Source organism: Salinilacihabitans rarus (assembly GCF_024296665.1).
Classification (GTDB): Archaea; Halobacteriota; Halobacteria; order Halobacteriales; family Natrialbaceae; genus Salinilacihabitans; species Salinilacihabitans rarus.
In genome coordinates, this window is sequence record NZ_CP100762.1 from 2,967,154 (window position 1) to 2,986,357 (window position 19,204).

General features: G+C 71.0%; 19 protein-coding genes. 9 read left to right on the forward strand and 10 right to left on the reverse strand.

Going from position 1 to position 19,204, the window contains the following annotated elements:
* Window positions 1-45: 45 nt before the first annotated feature.
* Both NKG98_RS15610 and NKG98_RS15615 read left to right on the forward strand, forming a co-directional pair.
* The gene (locus NKG98_RS15610; protein ID WP_254766979.1) at window positions 46-744 is read left to right on the forward strand and encodes a potassium channel family protein; all 699 of its coding nucleotides are present in this window, start codon (window positions 46-48) and stop codon (window positions 742-744) included.
* A 2-nt stretch (window positions 745-746) separates the two neighbouring features.
* Complete coding sequence (locus tag NKG98_RS15615; RefSeq protein ID WP_254766981.1) at window positions 747-977, forward strand: Lrp/AsnC family transcriptional regulator; 231 nt, start codon at window positions 747-749, stop codon at window positions 975-977.
* A gap of 56 nt (window positions 978-1,033) precedes the next feature.
* Here NKG98_RS15615 and NKG98_RS15620 read toward each other — a convergent pair whose 3' ends face one another.
* Window positions 1,034-1,579 carry a DUF5813 family protein gene (locus NKG98_RS15620; RefSeq protein ID WP_254766983.1) on the reverse strand — a complete coding sequence of 182 codons (546 nt, stop codon included), beginning with the start codon at window positions 1,577-1,579 and terminating at the stop codon, window positions 1,034-1,036.
* Window positions 1,580-1,747: 168 nt separating this feature from the next.
* Between NKG98_RS15620 and NKG98_RS15625 the strand changes: the two genes are divergently transcribed.
* On the forward strand, window positions 1,748-1,891 hold the full coding sequence (locus NKG98_RS15625; protein ID WP_254766985.1) for a hypothetical protein: 144 nt from the start codon (window positions 1,748-1,750) through the stop codon (window positions 1,889-1,891).
* A gap of 4 nt (window positions 1,892-1,895) precedes the next feature.
* Here the strand turns inward: NKG98_RS15625 and NKG98_RS15630 are convergent, their stop codons facing one another.
* The 6 genes from NKG98_RS15630 to gpmI all read right to left on the reverse strand — a co-directional run bounded on the left by NKG98_RS15630 (window position 1,896) and on the right by gpmI (window position 8,293).
* Window positions 1,896-2,285 (reverse strand): DUF7522 family protein, encoded by a 390-nt coding sequence (locus tag NKG98_RS15630; RefSeq protein ID WP_254766987.1) that lies wholly within the window; start codon window positions 2,283-2,285, stop codon window positions 1,896-1,898.
* Between the two features lie 24 nt (window positions 2,286-2,309).
* Entirely contained in the window at window positions 2,310-2,435 is a 126-nt protein-coding gene (locus NKG98_RS19030) for a hypothetical protein (RefSeq protein ID WP_256558429.1), read from the reverse strand.
* Window positions 2,436-2,518: 83 nt separating this feature from the next.
* On the reverse strand, window positions 2,519-3,805 hold the full coding sequence (locus NKG98_RS15635) for an O-acetylhomoserine aminocarboxypropyltransferase/cysteine synthase family protein (protein WP_254766989.1): 1,287 nt from the start codon (window positions 3,803-3,805) through the stop codon (window positions 2,519-2,521).
* A gap of 115 nt (window positions 3,806-3,920) precedes the next feature.
* A complete protein-coding gene (locus tag NKG98_RS15640) occupies window positions 3,921-4,928 on the reverse strand; it encodes a sodium:calcium antiporter (RefSeq protein WP_254766991.1) in 1,008 nt (335 codons plus the stop codon).
* Window positions 4,929-4,985: 57 nt separating this feature from the next.
* Window positions 4,986-6,572 (reverse strand): fibronectin type III domain-containing protein, encoded by a 1,587-nt coding sequence (locus NKG98_RS15645; RefSeq protein WP_254766993.1) that lies wholly within the window; start codon window positions 6,570-6,572, stop codon window positions 4,986-4,988.
* A 152-nt stretch (window positions 6,573-6,724) separates the two neighbouring features.
* A complete protein-coding gene (gpmI, locus tag NKG98_RS15650) occupies window positions 6,725-8,293 on the reverse strand; it encodes a 2,3-bisphosphoglycerate-independent phosphoglycerate mutase (protein ID WP_254766995.1) in 1,569 nt (522 codons plus the stop codon).
* Between the two features lie 224 nt (window positions 8,294-8,517).
* Here gpmI and NKG98_RS15655 point away from each other — a divergent pair, with 224 nt between their 5' ends.
* Together NKG98_RS15655 and NKG98_RS15660 are read left to right on the forward strand one after the other, a co-directional pair.
* Window positions 8,518-10,014: a TrkH family potassium uptake protein gene (locus NKG98_RS15655; protein ID WP_254766997.1), complete on the forward strand. Its 1,497-nt coding sequence runs from the start codon at window positions 8,518-8,520 to the stop codon at window positions 10,012-10,014.
* Between the two features lie 67 nt (window positions 10,015-10,081).
* Window positions 10,082-11,356, forward strand: coding sequence for a DNA double-strand break repair nuclease NurA (locus NKG98_RS15660; protein ID WP_254766999.1), 1,275 nt, complete (start codon window positions 10,082-10,084; stop codon window positions 11,354-11,356).
* A gap of 4 nt (window positions 11,357-11,360) precedes the next feature.
* Here NKG98_RS15660 and tes read toward each other — a convergent pair whose 3' ends face one another.
* The 3 genes from tes to NKG98_RS15675 all read right to left on the reverse strand — a co-directional run bounded on the left by tes (window position 11,361) and on the right by NKG98_RS15675 (window position 14,410).
* On the reverse strand, window positions 11,361-13,169 hold the full coding sequence (gene tes, locus NKG98_RS15665; RefSeq protein WP_254767001.1) for a tetraether lipid synthase Tes: 1,809 nt from the start codon (window positions 13,167-13,169) through the stop codon (window positions 11,361-11,363).
* 114 nt (window positions 13,170-13,283) lie between these two features.
* Window positions 13,284-14,033, reverse strand: a complete 750-nt coding sequence (locus tag NKG98_RS15670) for a helix-turn-helix domain-containing protein (protein ID WP_254767003.1) — start codon at window positions 14,031-14,033, stop codon at window positions 13,284-13,286.
* A 41-nt stretch (window positions 14,034-14,074) separates the two neighbouring features.
* On the reverse strand, window positions 14,075-14,410 hold the full coding sequence (locus tag NKG98_RS15675) for a DUF7113 family protein (RefSeq protein ID WP_254767005.1): 336 nt from the start codon (window positions 14,408-14,410) through the stop codon (window positions 14,075-14,077).
* A gap of 313 nt (window positions 14,411-14,723) precedes the next feature.
* Here NKG98_RS15675 and NKG98_RS15680 point away from each other — a divergent pair, with 313 nt between their 5' ends.
* The 4 genes from NKG98_RS15680 to NKG98_RS15695 all read left to right on the forward strand — a co-directional run bounded on the left by NKG98_RS15680 (window position 14,724) and on the right by NKG98_RS15695 (window position 19,177).
* Window positions 14,724-15,356, forward strand: coding sequence for a DUF7344 domain-containing protein (locus NKG98_RS15680; RefSeq protein WP_254767007.1), 633 nt, complete (start codon window positions 14,724-14,726; stop codon window positions 15,354-15,356).
* A gap of 107 nt (window positions 15,357-15,463) precedes the next feature.
* Entirely contained in the window at window positions 15,464-16,567 is a 1,104-nt protein-coding gene (locus tag NKG98_RS15685) for a DUF7350 domain-containing protein (RefSeq protein ID WP_254767009.1), read from the forward strand.
* Window positions 16,564-17,325, forward strand: coding sequence for a cellulosome anchor protein (locus NKG98_RS15690; RefSeq protein ID WP_254767011.1), 762 nt, complete (start codon window positions 16,564-16,566; stop codon window positions 17,323-17,325). Before NKG98_RS15685 ends, NKG98_RS15690 begins: the two co-directional genes overlap by 4 nt.
* 43 nt (window positions 17,326-17,368) lie before the next feature.
* The gene (locus NKG98_RS15695) at window positions 17,369-19,177 is read left to right on the forward strand and encodes an ATP-binding protein (protein WP_254767013.1); all 1,809 of its coding nucleotides are present in this window, start codon (window positions 17,369-17,371) and stop codon (window positions 19,175-19,177) included.
* The last annotated feature ends 27 nt before the right edge of the window (window positions 19,178-19,204 follow it).

Here is a 19,204-nt window from a genome sequence, read left to right on the forward strand (position 1 = left end):
CCGCCGGGGCAAACTTATTCACGGGTGGCGGCGTACCTCCGGTCCATGCGGTTTGTCATCATTGGTGCCGGTCGGGTCGGCCTGCGGACCGCGCGCGTGTTGCGCGAGGAGGGCCACGAGGTGACGCTGCTCGAACGCGACGAGGTGACGGCGCGGCGGGCCCGCGATCAGGGGTTCGAGGTCGTTCGCGGCGACGGCGCGCGGGAGTCGCTACTGGAGGCGGCGGGGATCGAGGCGGCCGACGCCGTCGGCGCGCTGACCGGCGACCTGAACGTCAACTTCGCGGCGTGCATGATCGCCAAACACTACGACTGCCGGACGGTCATGCGCATCGACGAGGACTACCGCGAGGAGATCTACCGCAAGTACGCCGACGAGGTCGACGAGGTGATCTACCCCGAACGGCTGGGCGCGATGGGCGCGAAGAACGCCTTACTCGGGGGCACCATCCGTGCCATCGCCGACGTCGCCCCGCACCTCCAGGTGGTCGAGTTGACGATCACCGAGGACGCGCCCGTCCGCGGCTACACGATGGGCGAACTCGAACTGCCCGCCGACACGACGATACTCGCGTTCGGCAAGCGCGACGGCGCCCTGCGGATCCCGACCGCCGACGAGTCCCTCGAGGCGGGCGACCGGCTGGTGGTGCTCGCGGACTTCGCGGTACTGAGCGACGTGCGACAGATTCTGGTCGGCGAGACGGCCGACCTCGCGGCGGCCAACGCGGGTTCCGGAGGTGTCTGAACGTGGTCACGGCGTTCGTCATGGTGAAAGCGAACACGGGCGAGGCGGATCGGCTCCGGGAGAGCATCGAGGGGATCGACGGCGTCGAGTCGGTCCACATCGTCGCGGGCGACGTCGACCTCATCGCGAAGGCGCGCGTCGACGCCCCGGCCGCGGTCAAGGAGATCGCGGCGAACCGGATTCAGGGCATCCGCGGCGTCGAGGACACGCAGACGTACATCGCGATGGACTGAGACCTGCCTTTTACACCGGCGTTCGACCTCGCTCGCGGTCGCGTCTCCTCGAACGCTCACATCGGCATGCCGCCGCTCCCGCCCGGTTCGCCGCTGCGCTCGTCGTCGGCGGCCTGCCGGCCGTGGCGCTGGGCGTTCTCGACCAGCGCCTTCGCCGGGCCGCGGTACTCGTAGCCGGGGACGATCCCCTGTGCGAAGGTGCCCTCGACGTACTCGATCAGGGTCTTGGCGTCGTCGACGCCCTCGCCGGCGTCCCAGGCGACGTACTCGAGGATCACCCGGACCTCGTCGTCGTCGCGTTCGAGTCGCGGTTGCTCGTGGGTGCTCGTGTGTGCGACCGAGAAGACGTCGGCGAGGCGGCGTTCGAGGGTCTCGAACCAGCCGTCCTCGACGACCGGCGCGACGGTCTCGCCGGCGACGGCGGCGTCCAGCGTCGGGACGGCGACGACGACGCGGAACGCGCCGTCGCGCTCGCCCTCGGCCTCGTCGGCCGTCACGGCGGCGTCGAAGACGGTCGTCTCGAGGTCGTAGCCGTCGTCGGCCGGTTCGAACGCGTCGTGGGACTCGAGTTCGCGCGCGACGGGGTCGGGCAGGTCGGTCATCACGCGTGGGGAGGGGCGGCGAGCCAAAGGGCGTTTCGCGTTTCGGTCGGTGCGGGCCGGCGGACCGGCCGCGCGGGCGACCGTTTCGGACCGTTTCGGGCGGAAGTCACCCGTTTCCCCCGCGAACGAGCCGCATAACTACGGGGGTGATCGCCGTCTGTCGCCGGCATGGCTATCGACAGACACGTGGCCGAACGCCGGCGATTCGCCCGGCTACTGGGGACCGACGACCGACTCGGCTCCGGCTTACCGATCGGTGGGAACCGCGAGGAGACTGCAGACGAGGCGACCGACGACCGGGGAGCGGACTGACGGGTCAGGAGAGCGTTCGTTCTTCGAGCACCGACCGAACCGCGGTGGCGAGTTCCTCGAAGTCCTTGACTGTCAGCCCGTCGGTCGTGACGAACACGCCCTCGCGGTCGGAGGTGACCCGGATCAGAAAGCCGTTGTCGAAGACGCGGATCGTGTAGCGGTAGTCGCCGAGTTCGGTCCCCTCGTAGGCCGTCCGGGCGACCGTGAAGCCGCGCCACTCGTGGCCGATGAACGTCGAGAGGTCGGCGTCGCGTGTCAGGTCCTCGCGGAGGTACAGTTGTTCGAAGTCGTCGCGCGTGAAGTACGTGACCGACCGCAGGCTGTCGCCGACGGCGGTTCTGGCGGTCGTCACGAGTCGATCCGCGGTGTCCGGTGGGAGCAGCCCCGTGGCCATATCGACCCCTCGCGCTCGCCCACCTTAAGCGTCGGCGCCGCGCTCGGCGACGGGCGCGTACAGCGCCGCGGCCGAGGCCGCCAGCATCCGGACGACGAAGTACCTGCCCGTGAACCGCCCGATCCGTTCGAGCGCTTCGACGGCGCTCACGGCCGCTCCCCCGCACTGTCGTGCGAACGCATACCGCGACGCATGTCGGTCGGGCGTACTAAACGGTCCGCTGACGGCGCCGGTCAGGCCTGCTCGATCGCCCGGTCGAGGTCCGCGATCACGTCGTCGACGTCCTCGATGCCGACCGAGAGACGCACGAGGTCGTCGGTGACGCCGCTTGCGAGTTTCTCCTCCTCGGTGAGTTGCTGGTGGGTCGTGCTCGCGGGGTGGATGATCAGCGTCTTCGCGTCGCCGACGTTCGCCAGCAGGCTCGCGAGGTCGACCTCGTTGCAGACCGTCTCGGCGGCGTCGTAGCCGCCTTCGAGGCCGAAGGTGATCATCCCGCCGTAGCCGCCGTCGAGGTACTTCGTCGCCTCCTCGTGGGTCTCGTGACTTTCGAGGCCGGGGTAGGTGACCCACGCGACGTCGGGGTGGTCCTCGAGGAACTCCGCGACCGCCTGGGCGTTCTCGCAGTGTTTCTCCATGCGCACCGGCAGCGATTCGAGTTTCTGGAGGGTGACCCAGGCGTCGAACGGGGACTGCTGGTTGCCGAGGTCCCGCAGGCCGCGGGTGCGGGCGGCGACGGCGAACGCCTGCTCGCCGAACGTCTCGTAGAAGTTGACGCCGTGGTACGCCGGGTTCGACTCGGTGAGTTCGGGGTAGTCGCCCTCGTCCCACGGGAACGACCCGCCGTCGACGAGGATGCCGCCGACCGTCGAGCCGGCGCCGTGGAGCCACTTCGTCGTCGAGTTCCAGACGAGGTCCGCGCCGTGTTCGAGCGGCCGGCAGAGGTACGGCGTCGCGAAGGTGTTGTCGACGAACAGCGGGACGTCGTTCTCGTGGGCGATGTCCGCGATCCGTTCGATGTCCGGGGTGACGAGCGCGGGGTTGCCGATCGTCTCGAGGTGAACGAAGGCAGTATTCTCGTCGATGGCCGCCGCGTACGCGTCGTAGTCGAGCGTGTCGACGAACGTCGTCTCGACGCCCCGCTTGGCGACGGTGTGGGTGAGGTAGGTGTACGTGCCGCCGTACAGCGACGACGAGGAGACGATGTTGTCGCCCACGTCCGCGAGGATGAACGTCGCGAGGTCGAACGCCGCCATACCGCTCGCGGTCGCGAGCGCGCCGACGCCGCCTTCGAGGCTCGCGACGCGCTCTTCGAGCGCCGCGTTCGTCGGGTTCATGATCCGCGAGTAGATGTTGCCGAACTCCTCCAGTCCGAAGAGGGCGGCGGCGTGGTCGGTGTCCTCGAAGACGTAGGAGGTGGTCTGGTGGATCGGCGGCGCCCGGGCGCCGGTGGTCGGGTCGGGTTCGTGGCCGGCGTGGACGCTACGGGTCGCGAAGCGGTGGGGGTCGGTCTCGTCGCTCATACGCGCCGATTGGCCGGCGCGTACGTAAAGCTGTGAGTCGCGGCACCACTGGACGGTGCTCGCGAGAAGTGGCAAGGTTCGTCGCCGGTCGGAGACGTTCGGCCGCCCCGCGCCGTCAGGTCGCGACGACCGAGAGCGCGCCGACGCTCTCGAGGACCAGCCAGACGACAAACCCGCCGTACAGCGCCAGCAGCCCCCACGCCTCGCGCCCGGAGAGCAGCATCTCCGTCCGCGCGACGGCGAAGAAGGCGGTCGTCGCGAGGACCAGGTAGCCCATCATCGGCACGACGTGCGCGAACGTGACCGTCAGCGACCCCGCGACGAGGACGCCGACGGGGACGGCCACGAGGAGGTCGAACGTGTTGCTCCCGAGGACGTTCGCCACGGAGACCGTCGGCCGGCCGGCCCGCGCGGCCGCGATGCTGACGAACGCGTCCGGGAGGCTCGACCCCGCGGCGACGACGGTCATCCCCCAGAGGAACGTCGGGGTGCCGAACGCCTCGCCGAGGCCGATCGCCGCGCGGACGAGCGCCTCGACGCCGACGACGATCAGCGCCAGTCCGAGGCCGAACGCGAGCCACGTCCGGACGACGTCGACGTCGTCGCTCGACGCGGGTCCGTGATCCGCGGTGTCGAGGTACTGGGCGAACAGGTAGATGCCGTACAGCGCGAGCGGGAACAGCGCGAGCGACCGCGTGACGGTCCCCGGGAGCCCGCTCCCGTCGGCCGGGTTGTAGATGACCGCCATCGAGAACGTCAACAGCAGCGCCGCGACCGCGAGCATGTAGAACAGCGCCTCCTTGTAGACCAACTCGCGCGTCGTGGGGAGCGCCCCGCCGATCAGCGCCGCGGCGCTCGGGATCACCAGCAGGTTGAACACCGCCGATCCGACGACCGCGCCCACCCCGAGTTCGAACTCCTGGTGGAGCAGCGTCGCCAGCAACACGCTCGAGAGTTCGGGCGCGCTCGACCCCACGGCGGCGACGATCGCCCCCTGGACGACGACCGGCAACCCGTAGGCGGCCGCGAGGTCGTCGGCGGCCCCTTCCAGCGACTGGCTCCCCGTCCAGACGACGACCGTGCCGACCGCCGCGAGCAACAGCGACGTCGCGACCGCGAACATAGCGGGTCGTTCTCAGCGCGGTCGGATAAAAGAGTCGAGAAGCCGTGCGGGACCTCGCTACGCGCCGATCTCCGTGCGCTCGACGACGACGTTACCGGCCCCGTCCGCGACTTCGAGGGTCACGCGGTACGTATCGCCGGCGCCGTGTTTCACCTCGGTCGCGAACGACCCGCTCGCGGCGTCGCCGGCGACCGACTCCTCGGCGGCGTCGACGACCCGCCCGTCGCCGTCGCGGATCGTCACCGCGACCGACGAGAGGTCGCCGTCCGCGTCGGCGACGGCCCAGTCGACGGCCAGTTCGGCGTGCGGGTTCGACGAACTCTCGTCGACGCCCGCGAGTTCCTCGACGGTCGGGTCGTGCTCGGCGACGTCGGTCGTCAGGGTCGCGGTCGCGCCCGTCTCGACGACGCCGTCGGCGCGGACGACCGCGCGGTACTCGTACTCGGTCTCGGGTTCGAGACCCGTCAGCGAGGCGTCGAACGCGCCCGGCGCGGTCAGCGTCTCGCCGTCGGTCTCGACCCACGCGCTCTCGCCCGCCGCGCGGTACTGGACGGCGACGGTCGCGGCGTCGGCCCCGCCGAGGTCGACGAGGTCGCCGGCGACGGTCGCCGACGCGTCGTCGACGGCGGTCGCGGCGCCGGTCTCGACCGCGGGGTCGGGGAGCGTCTCGAACGACTCGACCGCGCCGACGTCGGCGTCGCCGTCGGTCGCCTCGGCGACGACGCGGAACTCGTAGGTCGTGCCGGGTTCGAGGGCATCGACCGCGGCGCTGACGCCGGCGGCCGAGTCCGGCGCGACCGCCTCCGTCGTGGCCCACTCGTCGGCCCCGCTCGCGCGGTACTCGAACCACGCGCTCGCGCCGTCGGCGCCGCCGAAGTCGACGACCTCGCCGGTCAGGGTCGCGCCCGTCTTCGAGACGTCGGTCGCGGGCCCGGTCGCGACGACGAACGGGTCGTCGGTCGTGAACGTCTCGTAGCCGGCCGAGTAACCCGTCTGATCGCCGTCGTCGATGTGGGAGGTGAACTCGTACTCGGTCCCGGGTTCGAGGCCGTCGACGACCCGGTCAGCGAGGCCGGTCGACGTGACCGTCACCGGGTCGGTCTCCGTCCAGTCGGAGTGTGGTTCGTCCTCGTCGGTCGGGCTGTAGGAGAACCACACCGTCGCCGAGTCGGCGCCGCCGAGGTCGGTCACGTTCGTGACGAGCACCGCACCGTCCTCGGTGACGTTCTCCGCGCCGACGGTCGTCGCCGCGGGCCGGTCCGGCAGCGTCTCGATCGTCCGGGTCTCGCCGCGGTCGACGCCGACCGCCGTCTCCGCGACGGCGCGGTACTCGTACTCGGTGCCGGGTTCGAGGCCCGTGAGGTCCTCCGTGACAGTCCCCGTCGCGTTCACCCGCTCGCCGTCGGAGACGGCCCACTCGTCGGTCCCGTTCGCGCGGTACTCGAACCGGACGGTCGCCTCGTCGGCGTCGCCGAGGTCGGTGAGGTTCCCGGCGACGATGAGGGCCTCGTCGCTCAGGTAGTCGGCCCAGAGGGTGTCGACCGACGGGCCGGCCTCGTCGGTCGCGGTCGTCGTCGCGTCCGTCGACGCCCCCGCGACCGGCGCCGCGAACGCGGCGCTCAGTGCGAGTACGGCGACGAACACTACAGTACGTGCGTCGGCTGGTTCGCTTCGACGTGTCATCCGACCGTCCGTTAAAATTCACGATACAATAACTTTTCTACGAAGTATAAGGTACGGCTGGTTGACGATACGGTCGACCGAACCGACCGGTCCAGCGTCCGCGGGGCGCCGCGTCACTCCAGCAGCGACTCGCCGGTCATCTCCGGGGGCTGCTCGACGCCGATCAGTTCGAGCAGCGTCGGCGCGATGTCGGCGAGCGTGCCGCCCTCGCGGACGGTCCGACCGCCGTCGGTGCCGTCGGGGGCGACGTAGACGAGCGGGACGTCGTTGTACGTGTGGGCGGTGTGGGGGTCGTCCTCGGTACCCATGTCGTCGGCGTTGCCGTGGTCCGCCGTCACGAGCACGTGCGAGCCGTTCGCTTCGAGGACGCGGACGAGTCGTCCGAGTTCGGTGTCGACGGCCTCGACGGCCTCGACGGCGGCGCGGTAGTCGCCGGTGTGGCCGACCATGTCGGGGTTGGCGTAGTTGAGCACGAGCACGTCCGGGTCGTCGGACTCGACGATCGAAATCGCGGCGTCGGTCACCTCGGCCGCGCTCATCTCCGGCTGGTGGTCGTAGGTCGGCACGTCGGGGCTCTCGACGATCTCGCGGATCTCGCCGTCGAACTCGACCTCGCGGCCGCCGTTTAAGAAGTAGGTGACGTGGGCGTACTTCTCGGACTCGGCGATCCGAAGCTGGGTCTTGCCGGCGTCGGCGAGTACCTCCCCGAGGACCTGCTCGGGCTGGTTCGGCGGGAAGGCGACGGGGAGGTCGAACGTCTTGTCGTACTGGGTCATCATCACGACCTCGACGTCCGGCGGGCTGGTTTCGAACTCCCACTCGGGGCGGATGTCCGCGAGCAGCCGCGTCAACTGGCGCGCGCGGTCCGAGCGGAAGTTGAACCAGACCGCGGCGTCGCCGTCTTCGAGCGCGGGACCGCCCTGCTCACGGCTTCGCCGTTCGCTTTCCGAGGCGCCGGGCGCCTCGCTTTCCACCAGCGTCGGCTCGACGAACTCGTCGGTCTGGCCGCGCTCGTAGGACTCCCGCACCGCGTCGACCGCCGATTCGGCGGTGAACTCGGCCTCCCGGTTCACGATGGCGTCGTACGCGCGCTTCGTCCGCTCCCAGTTCTGGTCGCGGTCCATGGCGTAGTAGCGCCCTGAGACGGTCGCGACGTCGCCCGTCCCGGCGTCGGCGGCCACTTCTTCGAGTTCCGCGAGGTACTCCTCCCCGCCGTGTGGCGAGGTGTCCCGGCCGTCGGTGAACGCGTGGGTGACCGCCTCGACGTCGCGGTCGGCGGCCATCCGGATCAGCGCGTGGAGGTGCTCGTGGTCGGAGTGGACCCCGCCGTCGCTGACCAGCCCGAGGAAGTGGACGCGGCCGCCGCCCTCGCGGGCGCGGTCGAACGCCGCGTTGATCGCGTCGTTCTCGCGGAAGGAGCCGTCGGCGATGGCGTCGGAGATCCGGGTGTACTCCTGGTGGACGACCCGGCCGGCGCCGATGTTGAGGTGGCCGACCTCGCTGTTGCCCATCTGCCCGTCGGGGAGGCCGACCCGCCGGCCTTTCACTTCGAGTCGCCCCCGCGCCCCGTTCGCCGAGAGCCGGTCGAACACCGGCGTGTGGGCGGCCTCGACCGCGTTCCTGCCCTCCGTGTCATCCTCACCGAGTCCCCAGCCGTCGAGGACGATCAGTGCCGCCTTCATGTGCGGAGAGTGTCGCCGGCGAGGTAACTAGCTGTCGTTCGGCGCCACCGTCGACGGCGTCCGGGCCCGGTCGCGCCCGCCCGACGGGGCTCCGGTCGAGATTTGTAGCTAGGTCTTGAAGTGGCGAGTCGACATCGGTCGAAATCCATGAACGTGCCGTCGCGTTCGCTCCCGACTCGCGAGCGAGTCGACGCCCGCCGGGCGCGCGTGTGGGGTCGATTCCCGTGAGGATCCGCGTCGACTGGCGAGTCAGCTGTAGCCTCGTCGGCACCATCCTGAAGTGGCTGGCGGTGCCGCTGGCGTTCCCGCTTGCGCTCGCCGTCTACGACGGCGTCGACGTGGTCCCGTTCGTCGCGACGATCCTCGTGACCCTGTCGCTCGGCGCCGGCCTCGAACGCCTCACCGACGACCGCGACCTCGGGGCCCGCGAGGCGTTCCTCATGGTGTCGCTCGCGTGGTTCTCGATCGCGGCGGTCGGGGCGGTTCCGTTCGTCCTCGCGGGGAACGGGTCGCTCGCGCACCCGCTCGACGCCCTCTTCGAGAGCATGAGCGGGGTGACGACGACGGGGGCGACGGCGATAACCGACTTCGACGCCCACTCGCGGGCGATCCTGCTGTGGCGACAGCTCATCCAGTGGCTCGGCGGGCTCGGCATCCTCGTGCTCGCGACGGCCATCCTCTCGCGGCTCGGCGTCGCCGGCGCGCAACTGATGGAGACGGAGACGCAGACGCGGGACGTGACGAAGCTCACGCCGCGGATCTCCGAAACCGCGAGGCTCCTCTGGAGCCTCTACATCGGCATCACCGTCGCGCAGATGGGGCTGCTCTACGTGCTTCACCTGCTCGGGCTGGCGCCGAACATGACGCTCTACGACGCGGTCGCCCACCCGCTGACGACCGTCTCCACGAGCGGCTTCTCCCCGCGACCGGAGAGCCTCGCGGCGTTCTCCCCGGCGGTCCAGTGGGTCACGACCGCGTTCATGGCGGTCGGGGCGACCAACTTCATCCTCATCTACCTCGTCTTGCAGGGGCGGTTCGAACGGCTCTACCGGAGCGACGAGTTCCGCTTCTACGTCGGCGTCCTGCTCGGGTTCGGCGCCGCCGTCGCCGCCCTGCTCGCCGTCGAGGGGCCGTCGCTCGGCGGCGTCGAGGCGACCGTCCGCCACGCGCTGTTTCAGGTGGTCTCCATCACGACGACGACGGGGTACGCCAGCGTCGACTTCAACGACTGGTCGGCGTCCGCGAAGAACCTGCTGTTCGTCTGTATGTTCATCGGCGGGATGGCCGGCAGCACGACGTGTTCGATCAAGGCGCTGCGCTGGCTCGTGGTGCTCAAGGCGTTCCGGCGGGACCTCTTCGTCGCCGGCCACCCGGCCGCCGTCCGCCCGGTTCGGCTGAGCGGCGAGGTCGTCGACGAGGGGACGATCAGGGACATCTACGCGTACACGCTGGTCAGCCTCGTGTTCTTCATGGCGGGGACGGTGTTCGTCGTCCTCGACACGGCCCGGTACGGCCTGACGATCGGCGAGTTCGACGCGATGAGCGCGGCGGCGGCGACCTTCTTCAACGTCGGCCCGGGGTTCGGCGTCGTCGGCCCCTTCGAGACCTACGAGGTGTTCCCGCCGGCGACGAAGGTCGCGATGATCCTGCTGATGTGGACCGGCCGCATCGAGATCATCCCGGTGCTGGTGTTGCTGACGCCGGCCTACTGGCGCCGGTGACCGCCGGCTCCCGGCGTCGAGCGCCCGTACCGCGGGATTTTTGCGGGTGGCCCCGGTGGGGACGGCCATGACGCTCGATCCGGTTCACTTCGACGGCATCGCGCGGCTCGCGCGACGGATCGACGGCGGCGCCGACGAGCGCGACCACCGCGAGTTCGCCGAGACCGTCTGGACCGAGTTCCTCGATCCCCTCACCGACGAGCGGGGGCGACTCGTCCTCGAACCCGTCGAGTCGCTCTCGCGGCACCTCGTCGACCGCGAGGGCGTCGCCCTCCGCGAGCGGCCGTTTCCGACCGAACACGGCCTCGACGCCGGGACGATCAACCCGACGACGTTCCGCAACGGGCTGGTCATCGACATCGCGCAGGCGGCGATGAGCGCGACGCCCTCGGACCTCGAACTGCACCGCTCGCGGACGGTCGTCGCGACGGTCCACTCGAACGACGAGACCGCGACCGTCGACGACCGCTGGGATCGCTTCGACGAGGGGTACAGCCGCTCGCGGGCGGTCAAGGTGCCGCCGCTGCCGCGGTTCGCCGAGGGGGTCGTCCACGCGCTCGCGCTCTACCTCGCCGAGAGCACCCACGCCCGCGAGCACGCCGGCGACGTGGACGACCTGCTCGTCCTCGACGGGCCGCTGTACCCCCGCGGGCTGTTGCGCTGGAGCGACCGCCACCCCGACCTCGCGGACTTCCTGCTCGAGGACCCCCGGCCGACGACGGTCCTCGAAAACTACGTCCGCCTCGTCGAGGAGTTCGTCGAGCGGGACGTCCCGCTCGTCGCGTTCGTGAAGAACCCGGCGACGCGGGTGCTCACCCGAACCGTCAAGCGGACAGGAGCCGACGCGCCGTGGGCCGACGACGCCGCCTTCTTCTCGCGGGTGCTGGAGCGCGGCGAGTACGTCGACGACGTCGACGGCCCGCGCTGGGAGCGCGAGGAGGACGCGCTCACGTACACCGGCTGGTTCCGCTCGCGCGGCGGCGTCGACCGGCCGCTATCGGCCGACGGCGACGCTCTGGGGGTCGAACGACGGCTCGACACCGAGCAGTACGAGGTGACGTTCTTCGTCGTCTACGATCCCCGCGAGGACCTCGTCTACCGGATCGAGGCACCGTACGCGTTCACCCGCGACCCGGAGGTCCGCGAGCGGCTGACGATGCAACTGCTGAGCGACGTCGCGATCGCCGGCGGCCCGCCGCGGATCGTCGAGAAGGCCGACGAACTCGCCCGGATCAGCGCACGCGAGAAGCGGTCGCTCCGGGAGACCCTCGAAGAGCGGTTCGAGACGACGTGGGACCGCAGCTACGACGACGTCCGCTGGCCCGAGGAGTACGACGCCTGACCCCTCAGACGGGCTCTAGACGCTCGATAGAGCGTTCGTACGCTCGCTCGACGCGCCGGCGCTCCTCCTCGTCGCCGTCGCGGCGGCGCTTGACGTCGTAGCCGTAGATACCCGGGCCGTCGTCGTCCCCGTCGCCCGACCGCAGGCGGACCCTGTCCGGGCGGTCTGCCGTCGTCGGCTCGGCGTAGTCGCGTTCGAGCCACTCCTCGACGGAGACGGCGTGGCGCTTCTGGGCCGGGTCGCGGTACAGCCCCGGCAGGACGTTGTACGCGCAGAACGGGGCGACGCGGCCGTCGGGCATGCTGTAGTGGATGTCACAGCGTTCGACCCGGTCGACGTCGTAGTTGTACGGGTCCATGAAGTGCATCGTGCCGAGGAACAGCGCGTTCCGGTGGAACTCGACGAGGCCCTCGTAGCTGCCGGCGGTCAGCGCTTCGAGCAGCCAGCGGCCGATCCGGGCGCCGTCGGGGGCGGCGTCGGCGTCGACCGTGCGGTGCAGTTCCCACGCGAGTCTGGCGGCCGCGCGGGCCCGGTCGAGGCGGCCGAGGTCGCCGTCGTAGTGGCCCGCGAGGTCGTCGAGCGCCGCGAGGAACGCGTCGACTTCGAGGAAGTCCGTGATGGGGACGAGGTCGTCGCCGTCGACGTACACGTAGGTCGCCATCCCGCAGGCGAAGTGATTCGAGAGCCGGTAGGACGGCTCGCCGGACCACGCCTCGACGAAGTCGCTGACCGCGGTCACGCTGGGGATCGGGTACCACGACGCCGCCGGGACCGCGCCGTCGGTGCCCCGTTCGATCGCCCGGATCACGTCGGGGATGGTGACCCGCTGGCGTGCGCGCTCGTGGTCGGGCATCCGCCCGACGAACGAGACGGGCTGGAAGTTCACGCCGCGGACGACGTCGCTGTTCGCGGCCGCGAACCGGACGACGTCGCCGAGTTGGTCCACGTTCTCGCCGCCGATGACCGTCGGCACGAGCACGACCGGGAGGTCGGCCTCGCGGTACGTCCTGATCGCCGCGGGCATCTCCCAGAAGTTTTTCACGTTGAACTCGGGGTCGAAGCCGTCGAAACTCGTGTAGATCGTGTTGACGCCGGCGTCGCGCAGGCGCTCGGCGAGGTCGAGGTCGCCCGCGAGCCGCCCGCTGTGGGTGTTCAACTGGACGTGGTCGACGACCTCCGAGACGGCCGCGACGACCTCGACGATGTCGTCGCGTACCGTCGGCTCCCCGCCGGTCAACTGGATCGCGTTGCAGCCGATCGGCTCCTCGTCGGCGACGGTCTCGACCATCTCGCGGATCTCCTCGACCGTCGGCTCGTACAGCGGGTCGTCCTCCTCCGCGTAGAAGAAACAGTACCAACACGAGAGGTCACACCGGTTCGTGACGGTCACGTTCCCGAGCCCCGTGTGGGACTCGTGGAGCGGACAGAGCCCGCAGGACGCCGGGCAGTCGACCCCCTCGGAGTCGACGGCGGCGTGGGCGGACGCGAGGTAGTCGCCCTCGTCGCGCCACCGCTTCGCGCGGTAGTAGAGCCCCGCGTCCCGCCAGTAGACGTCCCGGACGACGCCGTGGTCGGGACACTCCTTCGCCAGCCTGATCTCGCCGGCCTCCTCGTAGACGACCATCGGAATCGTCGTCGGAACCCCGTCGCCGTCGGCGACGCAGGCCGGACAGAGGCTCCCGGTCAGCTTCAGGTACCGCTCGGCCGTCGGCGCCACCCGCCGCGCGAACCGGGACGCTTCTCCGCCGTCGACTGGCGCGTGCTCGGACACCGTCGGTTCCTCCGCCGGCCGCTGGTCGGGTCGGCTCTTCATACGAAGTGATACGTGTGTCGAGCCGATACGTGTGTATTGGAGCACGCCAACCCGTCTCGGATTAGTTACACGAGGTGGCGCGAACGCCGCGAGGGCGGGCCGGCGTCGCGGCCCTCAGGACTCGGGGCCCTCGGTGAAGCCGACCGTCCGGTCGGCGTCCGTGAACCACGTCACCAGTTCCGACTCCGCCCGGCGGAGCCGGTAGGAGAGCGTCGACCGGGGCAGGTCGAGTTTCTCGGCCAGTTCCTCGAGGGTGATCCGCCGCGGCACGTCGTAGTAGCCGTACTCGACGGCGTAGTGCAGGACCCGGCGGTGTTTGAGGGGCAACAGCCGCTCGGTCCCCGTCCCGCCGAGCCGTCGCCCCTGCACGTCGGTGTACTGGCTCAGTTTCGCCCGGACCCGCCCGTCGAGGCTCCCGTGGAGGTCCTCGAGGAACGACTGGACCGCCGGGTCGCCGGGGAGGAGGAGCCGCCACGTGTAGTGGCGGCCGTCCCACTCCGTCTCGAAGACGATGCCGTCGCCGAAGTGGTCGAGGGCGAGGTGGGGCAGGGAGACGGCGTCCGGGGGCCGTCGCCACCAGGCGTAGGCGACGAACGACTCCTCGGTGCGGTCGAGGACGACCGTCTCGCGGTCGGCCGCCTCGGCGGCGTCGAGGCGGTCGATCGGCACGTCGTGATCGAGGTACCCGTCCTCGATAGCCGCCAGCGCCTCCCGGGTGCCCGCCGCGTAGTCGACCCGCCAGAGCGTCTCCGGGGTGGCGTGACACGCGAGCGACCGGACGGTGGCGCCGTGGTGGGCCGCCAGCGCGTCCGCCAGCGGCGACCGGCCCGAAGCGTACTCGAGGTCGACGACGAACTCCCGCATACCCGTTCCTATCGGCCGGTCGTAAAAAGCCGCGTCGCCTCTCAGGACGGCTCCCCTTTGGTGACCTCGATCTCGACCGCCTCGGGGTCGACGCCGACCCGGGCGAACTGGGTCCGGATGTGGTCTTTCGCGGCCCCGATCGCCTGCTCTCTGGTGTCGAAGCCGCGGGGCATCGGGGACTCGAACGCGATGTGTACTTCCCGGTCGTCGATGAGCTGGACGGTCCCGCCGCTGTCGACCTCGTAGAACTCGTCGCAGATCCAGACGTAGGGGGCGTCCTCGTCGGGCGACCCGGGGAACGTGGGCGCGCGCTCGCCCCGTTCGAATATCGTGCCCGTGAGGGTGGTCCCCCCGGCGGAACCCTCGACGAGTATCATGGTGCGGTCGGGGTTCGGTCGCCGCGCTCGTCGTGTGTCCCCGCGAGCCCGGGCGAGCCGGTTCGACCGCCTGCTCGGTGCATACCACCGTTCTACGCCCTCGCGACGGAAAAACCCGACGGGGGTGGTCCGAACCCAACAGTGCCCGTACAAACGCGAATCAACTCGCCGACGGATGTTCGACGGATCGGGCGAGAAACCGGGTATTCGGCGGCGTTCGGTCCCGTTCCCCGTCGCAGGCCGGACGTATCAGCTCCCGAACCCAAATTGTTTTGGGGACGGGTTTAACCCTGTACAGGGGATCGATCCGGTAATGAGTTCGGACGCCCACGGCGACAGCGGCGGCGGCGACCGCGGCCCCGCGTCGGGGCCGACGAGGGCCGAGTGTGACGTCTTCGGCCACTCGCGACGGATCACCGTCCTTCAGGTTCTCGAAGCCGAGTCGACGGCTACCGTCCGGGAACTGGCCGGCCGCATCGCCGCCCGCGACGTCTCCCGGGCGGTGTCCGACGTCACGCCCGCCGAGCGCCGACGCGTGACGATCTCGCTCGTCCACGACCACCTCCCTCGACTCGTCGATCACGGCGCCGTCGAGTGGGACCGCGAGGCGGAGACGGTATCGCTCGCGGCCGACGCCACGCCAGTCGACGGCTCGCTGCTCGAAGCGTGGGCGACGCTCGACGACGAGGCGTTCCGGACGCTCGCGCACCCGGCCCGACTGGCCGTCCGCGAGGTACTCGCCGGGGCGGAGTCGACGCTCTCGGTCGACGAACTGGCCCGTCGGCTCGCCGCCCGCGCGGGGCCGCCGGCCGGCGACGCGGACCGCCTCGCGGTCGAACTCCACCACGCCCACCTCCCCGCGATGGCGGCGGCCGGCCTCCTCGACTACGACGCCGCCGCGGGAGCCGTCTCGGCCCGCGACCCGCTGTCGATGCCCGGTCAGTAGCCGCGCCCGCCGTGAACGACGCCGAACTCGCCGCTCCCGTTTTCCCGACCCGCGCGCTCGCCCCGTCGGGCGACACGCGTATGCCGCTCACGCCGGTAGTGGGTGCCATGAGCGACGGCGCGACGCCCACCCGACGGCGGGTGCTCGCCTCCGGCCTCGCCGGCACCCTGCTGTTGGCCGGCTGTCTCGGCGAGGACGGCGACGACGCCGACGAGGACGCCCCGCCGTCGTTTCCGGCGGTCGAGGACCCGCCCGAGGCCGTCTACCGCCCGACCCACCGCGAGGCCGTCCGCGCGCTCGACCCGGTGCGCGCCGGCCCGTACGCCGTCGAGCCGATGGTCACCTACCCCCACCGGTTCTGGACCGTCACCGGCCGGGACGCCGAGCGCGTGGACCCCGCGGCCGGCGACGACGTCCACCTGATGGCGACCGTCCGCGACGCCGAGACGGGAACCGTCGTGCCGCTCGGCGCGGGCGTCGAGTTCTCGGTCTCGCGTGCGAGCGAGGGCGACGACGAGGGCGAGACCGTCGCGGAACGGCGGCCGTGGCCGATGCTCTCGCAGGGGATGGGCTTTCACGTCGGCGACAACGTCGCCCTCGACGGCGACGGCACCTACCGCGTCGAGGGATCGATCGACCCGCTCGACGCGACGCTGACCGGCGCGTTCGCCGACCGACTCGGCGGGGCGGCCGACGTCGCGTTCTCGTTCACGTTCGACGACGACCTCCGGCGACTCGCCGCCGAGGTCGACTACCTCCCGGAGTCGGAGTGGGGCGAGCGGGGCGCGCTCGACCCGATGCAATCGGCCGACGGCGACGCCCCCGCGGCGCTCCCGCCGGCCGAGGACCTCCCCGGCGCGCTTCAGGGGACCCCCGAGACCGGCGACGCGGTTCTGGCGACGACGCTGCTCGAACCGGGGTCGCGGGTCGCCGACGGCTGGTACCTCGCCGTCTCCGCGCGGACGCCGTACAACCGGTTCCCGCTCCCGGCGGCGACCCTCGAAGCGACCCTCGCGGGCGGCGAACCGATCGGCCTCTCGGCGGCGCTCGACCCCGAACTGGGGTTTCACTACGGCGCGGGCGTCGACGCGCCCGCCGACGGCGACGCCCTCGCGATCGAGACCCGGGCGCCGCCGCAGGTGTCGCGCCACCAGGGGTACGAGACCGCCTTCCTCGAGATGCCGCCGGTGACGACCACGATCACGCTATGACCCGGAGCCGATACCGCCGCCGACGAACCGCTCGCGCGCCCGGGCGACTCGCCGTCGCGCTCGTCGCCTGCGCCCTCCTCGGAGCCGCCGCCTTCGGGGCCGTCCTCGGGACCGTCGCCGCCGGCGACCAGCTCGCGACCGTCTCGCCGTCGCCCGAGGCGGTCGCGGCGTCGCCGGGCGAGGAGGTCGAGGTCGACGTGCTGATGCGGAGCAACGGCGGCCACGCCGGCGAGGGCGTCGTCTCGGTCGCGCTCGTCGCGCAGTACCACCCCGACTACCTCGAAGTGGTCGCCGTCGAGGCGGGGCCGTGGCTCGCGGGCGACGGGACCGAGGTCCGCGCCGAGGCCACGGTCGCCCACGAGGCGGGGACGGTCGTCCTCGACCAGCGCCGCGAGCCGCCCGCGGGCGGCGCGACCGGCGAGGACCGCCTCGCGACGCTGACCGTCGCGGTCGCCGAGGACGCCCCGCCGTCGACGGCGACGGTCTCGTTCGCCGAGACGGCCGTCGAACTGGAGGGCGACTGGCCGTTGCCGGTCTACGACCGCGACCTCGCCGTCGAGATCGACGGCGGCGGGGAGCCCGCCGGGACGTTCGACCACCCGGACCCGGACGCCGTCGACGGCGAGACGCGGCGCGTCGACGGCCCCGCGGACGACGGCGGCGACGCCGACCGGATCGCCGGACTCCCGCTCACGGCGGCGGCGCTCGCGGTCGCGACGGCGCTCGTCCTCGCGCTCGCGGCCCGGCGGCGCTCGTGAACGGAGGGAAACGCGTTTTACGGACCGTCCGGATATCACGTACATGACCGATCTGGGCGACTTCGGCGAGTTCGACGCCGACGGCGGCGACGAGGACGACGGGGCGCCGTCGGGCGACGCGGCGGAAACCGACGACCGCTTCGAGACGGTGCCCGTCGAACCGAGCGGCGCGGACGCCGGGATCGGGACCGTCTGCGTCTCGCGGGGGCTCCGGATCGCCGAGGACGAGGAGGACACGACACTGCAGGCGTACGTCACCGCCGGGAACCGCTCGGCGGTCCGGATCGGGACGTACCTGCTCGCGCCCTACCCGGACGGGGAGACGCTGTTCTGTCGCATCTCGGGGCTGGAGTACGCCCAGCAGTACCGCGCCGACGACGCGACGGAGATCCACGCCCGGCGGGCGATGCGCCGCGACGGCTTCGACGAGGACGACGAGGCCGACTACAAGTTCGTCGCCTCGCTCGACCCCGTCGCGGTCCTCTACGACGACGGGGACGACCTCAAGCGGCGGATGACTGACCGCGTCCCGAAGCCGGGGACGGTCGTCCGCGAGGCAAGCGACGTCGAGGAGATCAAGACCGGGCTGAAGATCCCCGAGGCGGGCGTCTTCCTCGGGCACCTCTCGGTCGGCGGCGAGAAGGTCCGGACCGCGGCCTCGCCGCCCACCATCGACTACCGGCTGAAAGACGACTACGAGGCCGGCGACCCGCTGGTCTTCCGACACACGCTGATCGCCGGCGGGACGGGGTCGGGCAAGACCCACGGCGCGAAGAACGTCCTGCGACAGTACCTGAGCGAGGCGCGGACCTACCCCATGGAGGACGGCCGCGAGGTCCAGCCGGCGGTCGTCCAGTTCGACCCGCAGGACGAGTACGCCCAGATGCACGACGACAACCCCGACCTCGACGGCGAGTTCGCTCGCCGACTGGAGCGCGAGGGGATCGCCTACGGCGGCCACGACGACACGGTCGCGTTCGTCCCGAAGGTCGGCACCGCCTCCTACGCCGCGGGCCACCACCGCGCCGAGCAGGTCGAGTTCACCGTCCCGTTCTCGATGGTCTACGACAACCCGTGGCTGGTCGCCGGCAGCGGGCTGAACGACAACCAGTACGGCGCGCTGGTGAGCGTCCTCCTGCCGCGGTTCCGGCGCCACTACGGCGACGGCGGCACCTACGAGGAGTTCACGACGTTCCTCGACGACCCCGCGCTGCGCGAGGAACTCGACGAGTCCGGCCGCGTCCACGAGGCGACGTTCGACGCCGTCCGCCGGCGCGTGCTCGGCTTCTCGCACGTCTTCGATCAGGACGCCCGGCCGATCACCGACCTCGTCGGCGAGTTCGTCCGACCCGGCCGGCTCTCGGTCGTCCCGACCTACCACGTCAACGACTCGCGCGCGACGGAGACGGTCGTCCTCGCGCTCTCCTCGCTGCTGATCGACCAGAAGCTCTCGAACGACCCCGACTACGAGCGCATCGAGGAGACGCCGCTCGTGCTCGGGATGGACGAGGCCCACAACTTCCTCTCGGAGGCCGACAGCGTGCAGGCGGGGAAGGTGATCCGGAAGTTCACCGAGGCGGCAAAGCAGGGCCGCAAGGAACGGCTCGGCCTCTTCCTGATCACGCAGGACCCACAGGACATCGACGACGCCGTCTTCAAGCAGATCAACACGACGATCGTCCTCAACCTCGGCGACGAGGACGCCATCAAGAGCGTCAACATCCCCTCGAATCTCGAATCGAAGGTGCCGTACATGGAGAAAGGTCAGATGGTCGTCTACTCGCCGGACAACTCCGAACCCGTCGAGTTGATCGGCCTCCCGAAGTGTCTGACCCGCCACGGGCGGGACTGAGTGCGGCCGGACGCGCGGCTTCCGCCC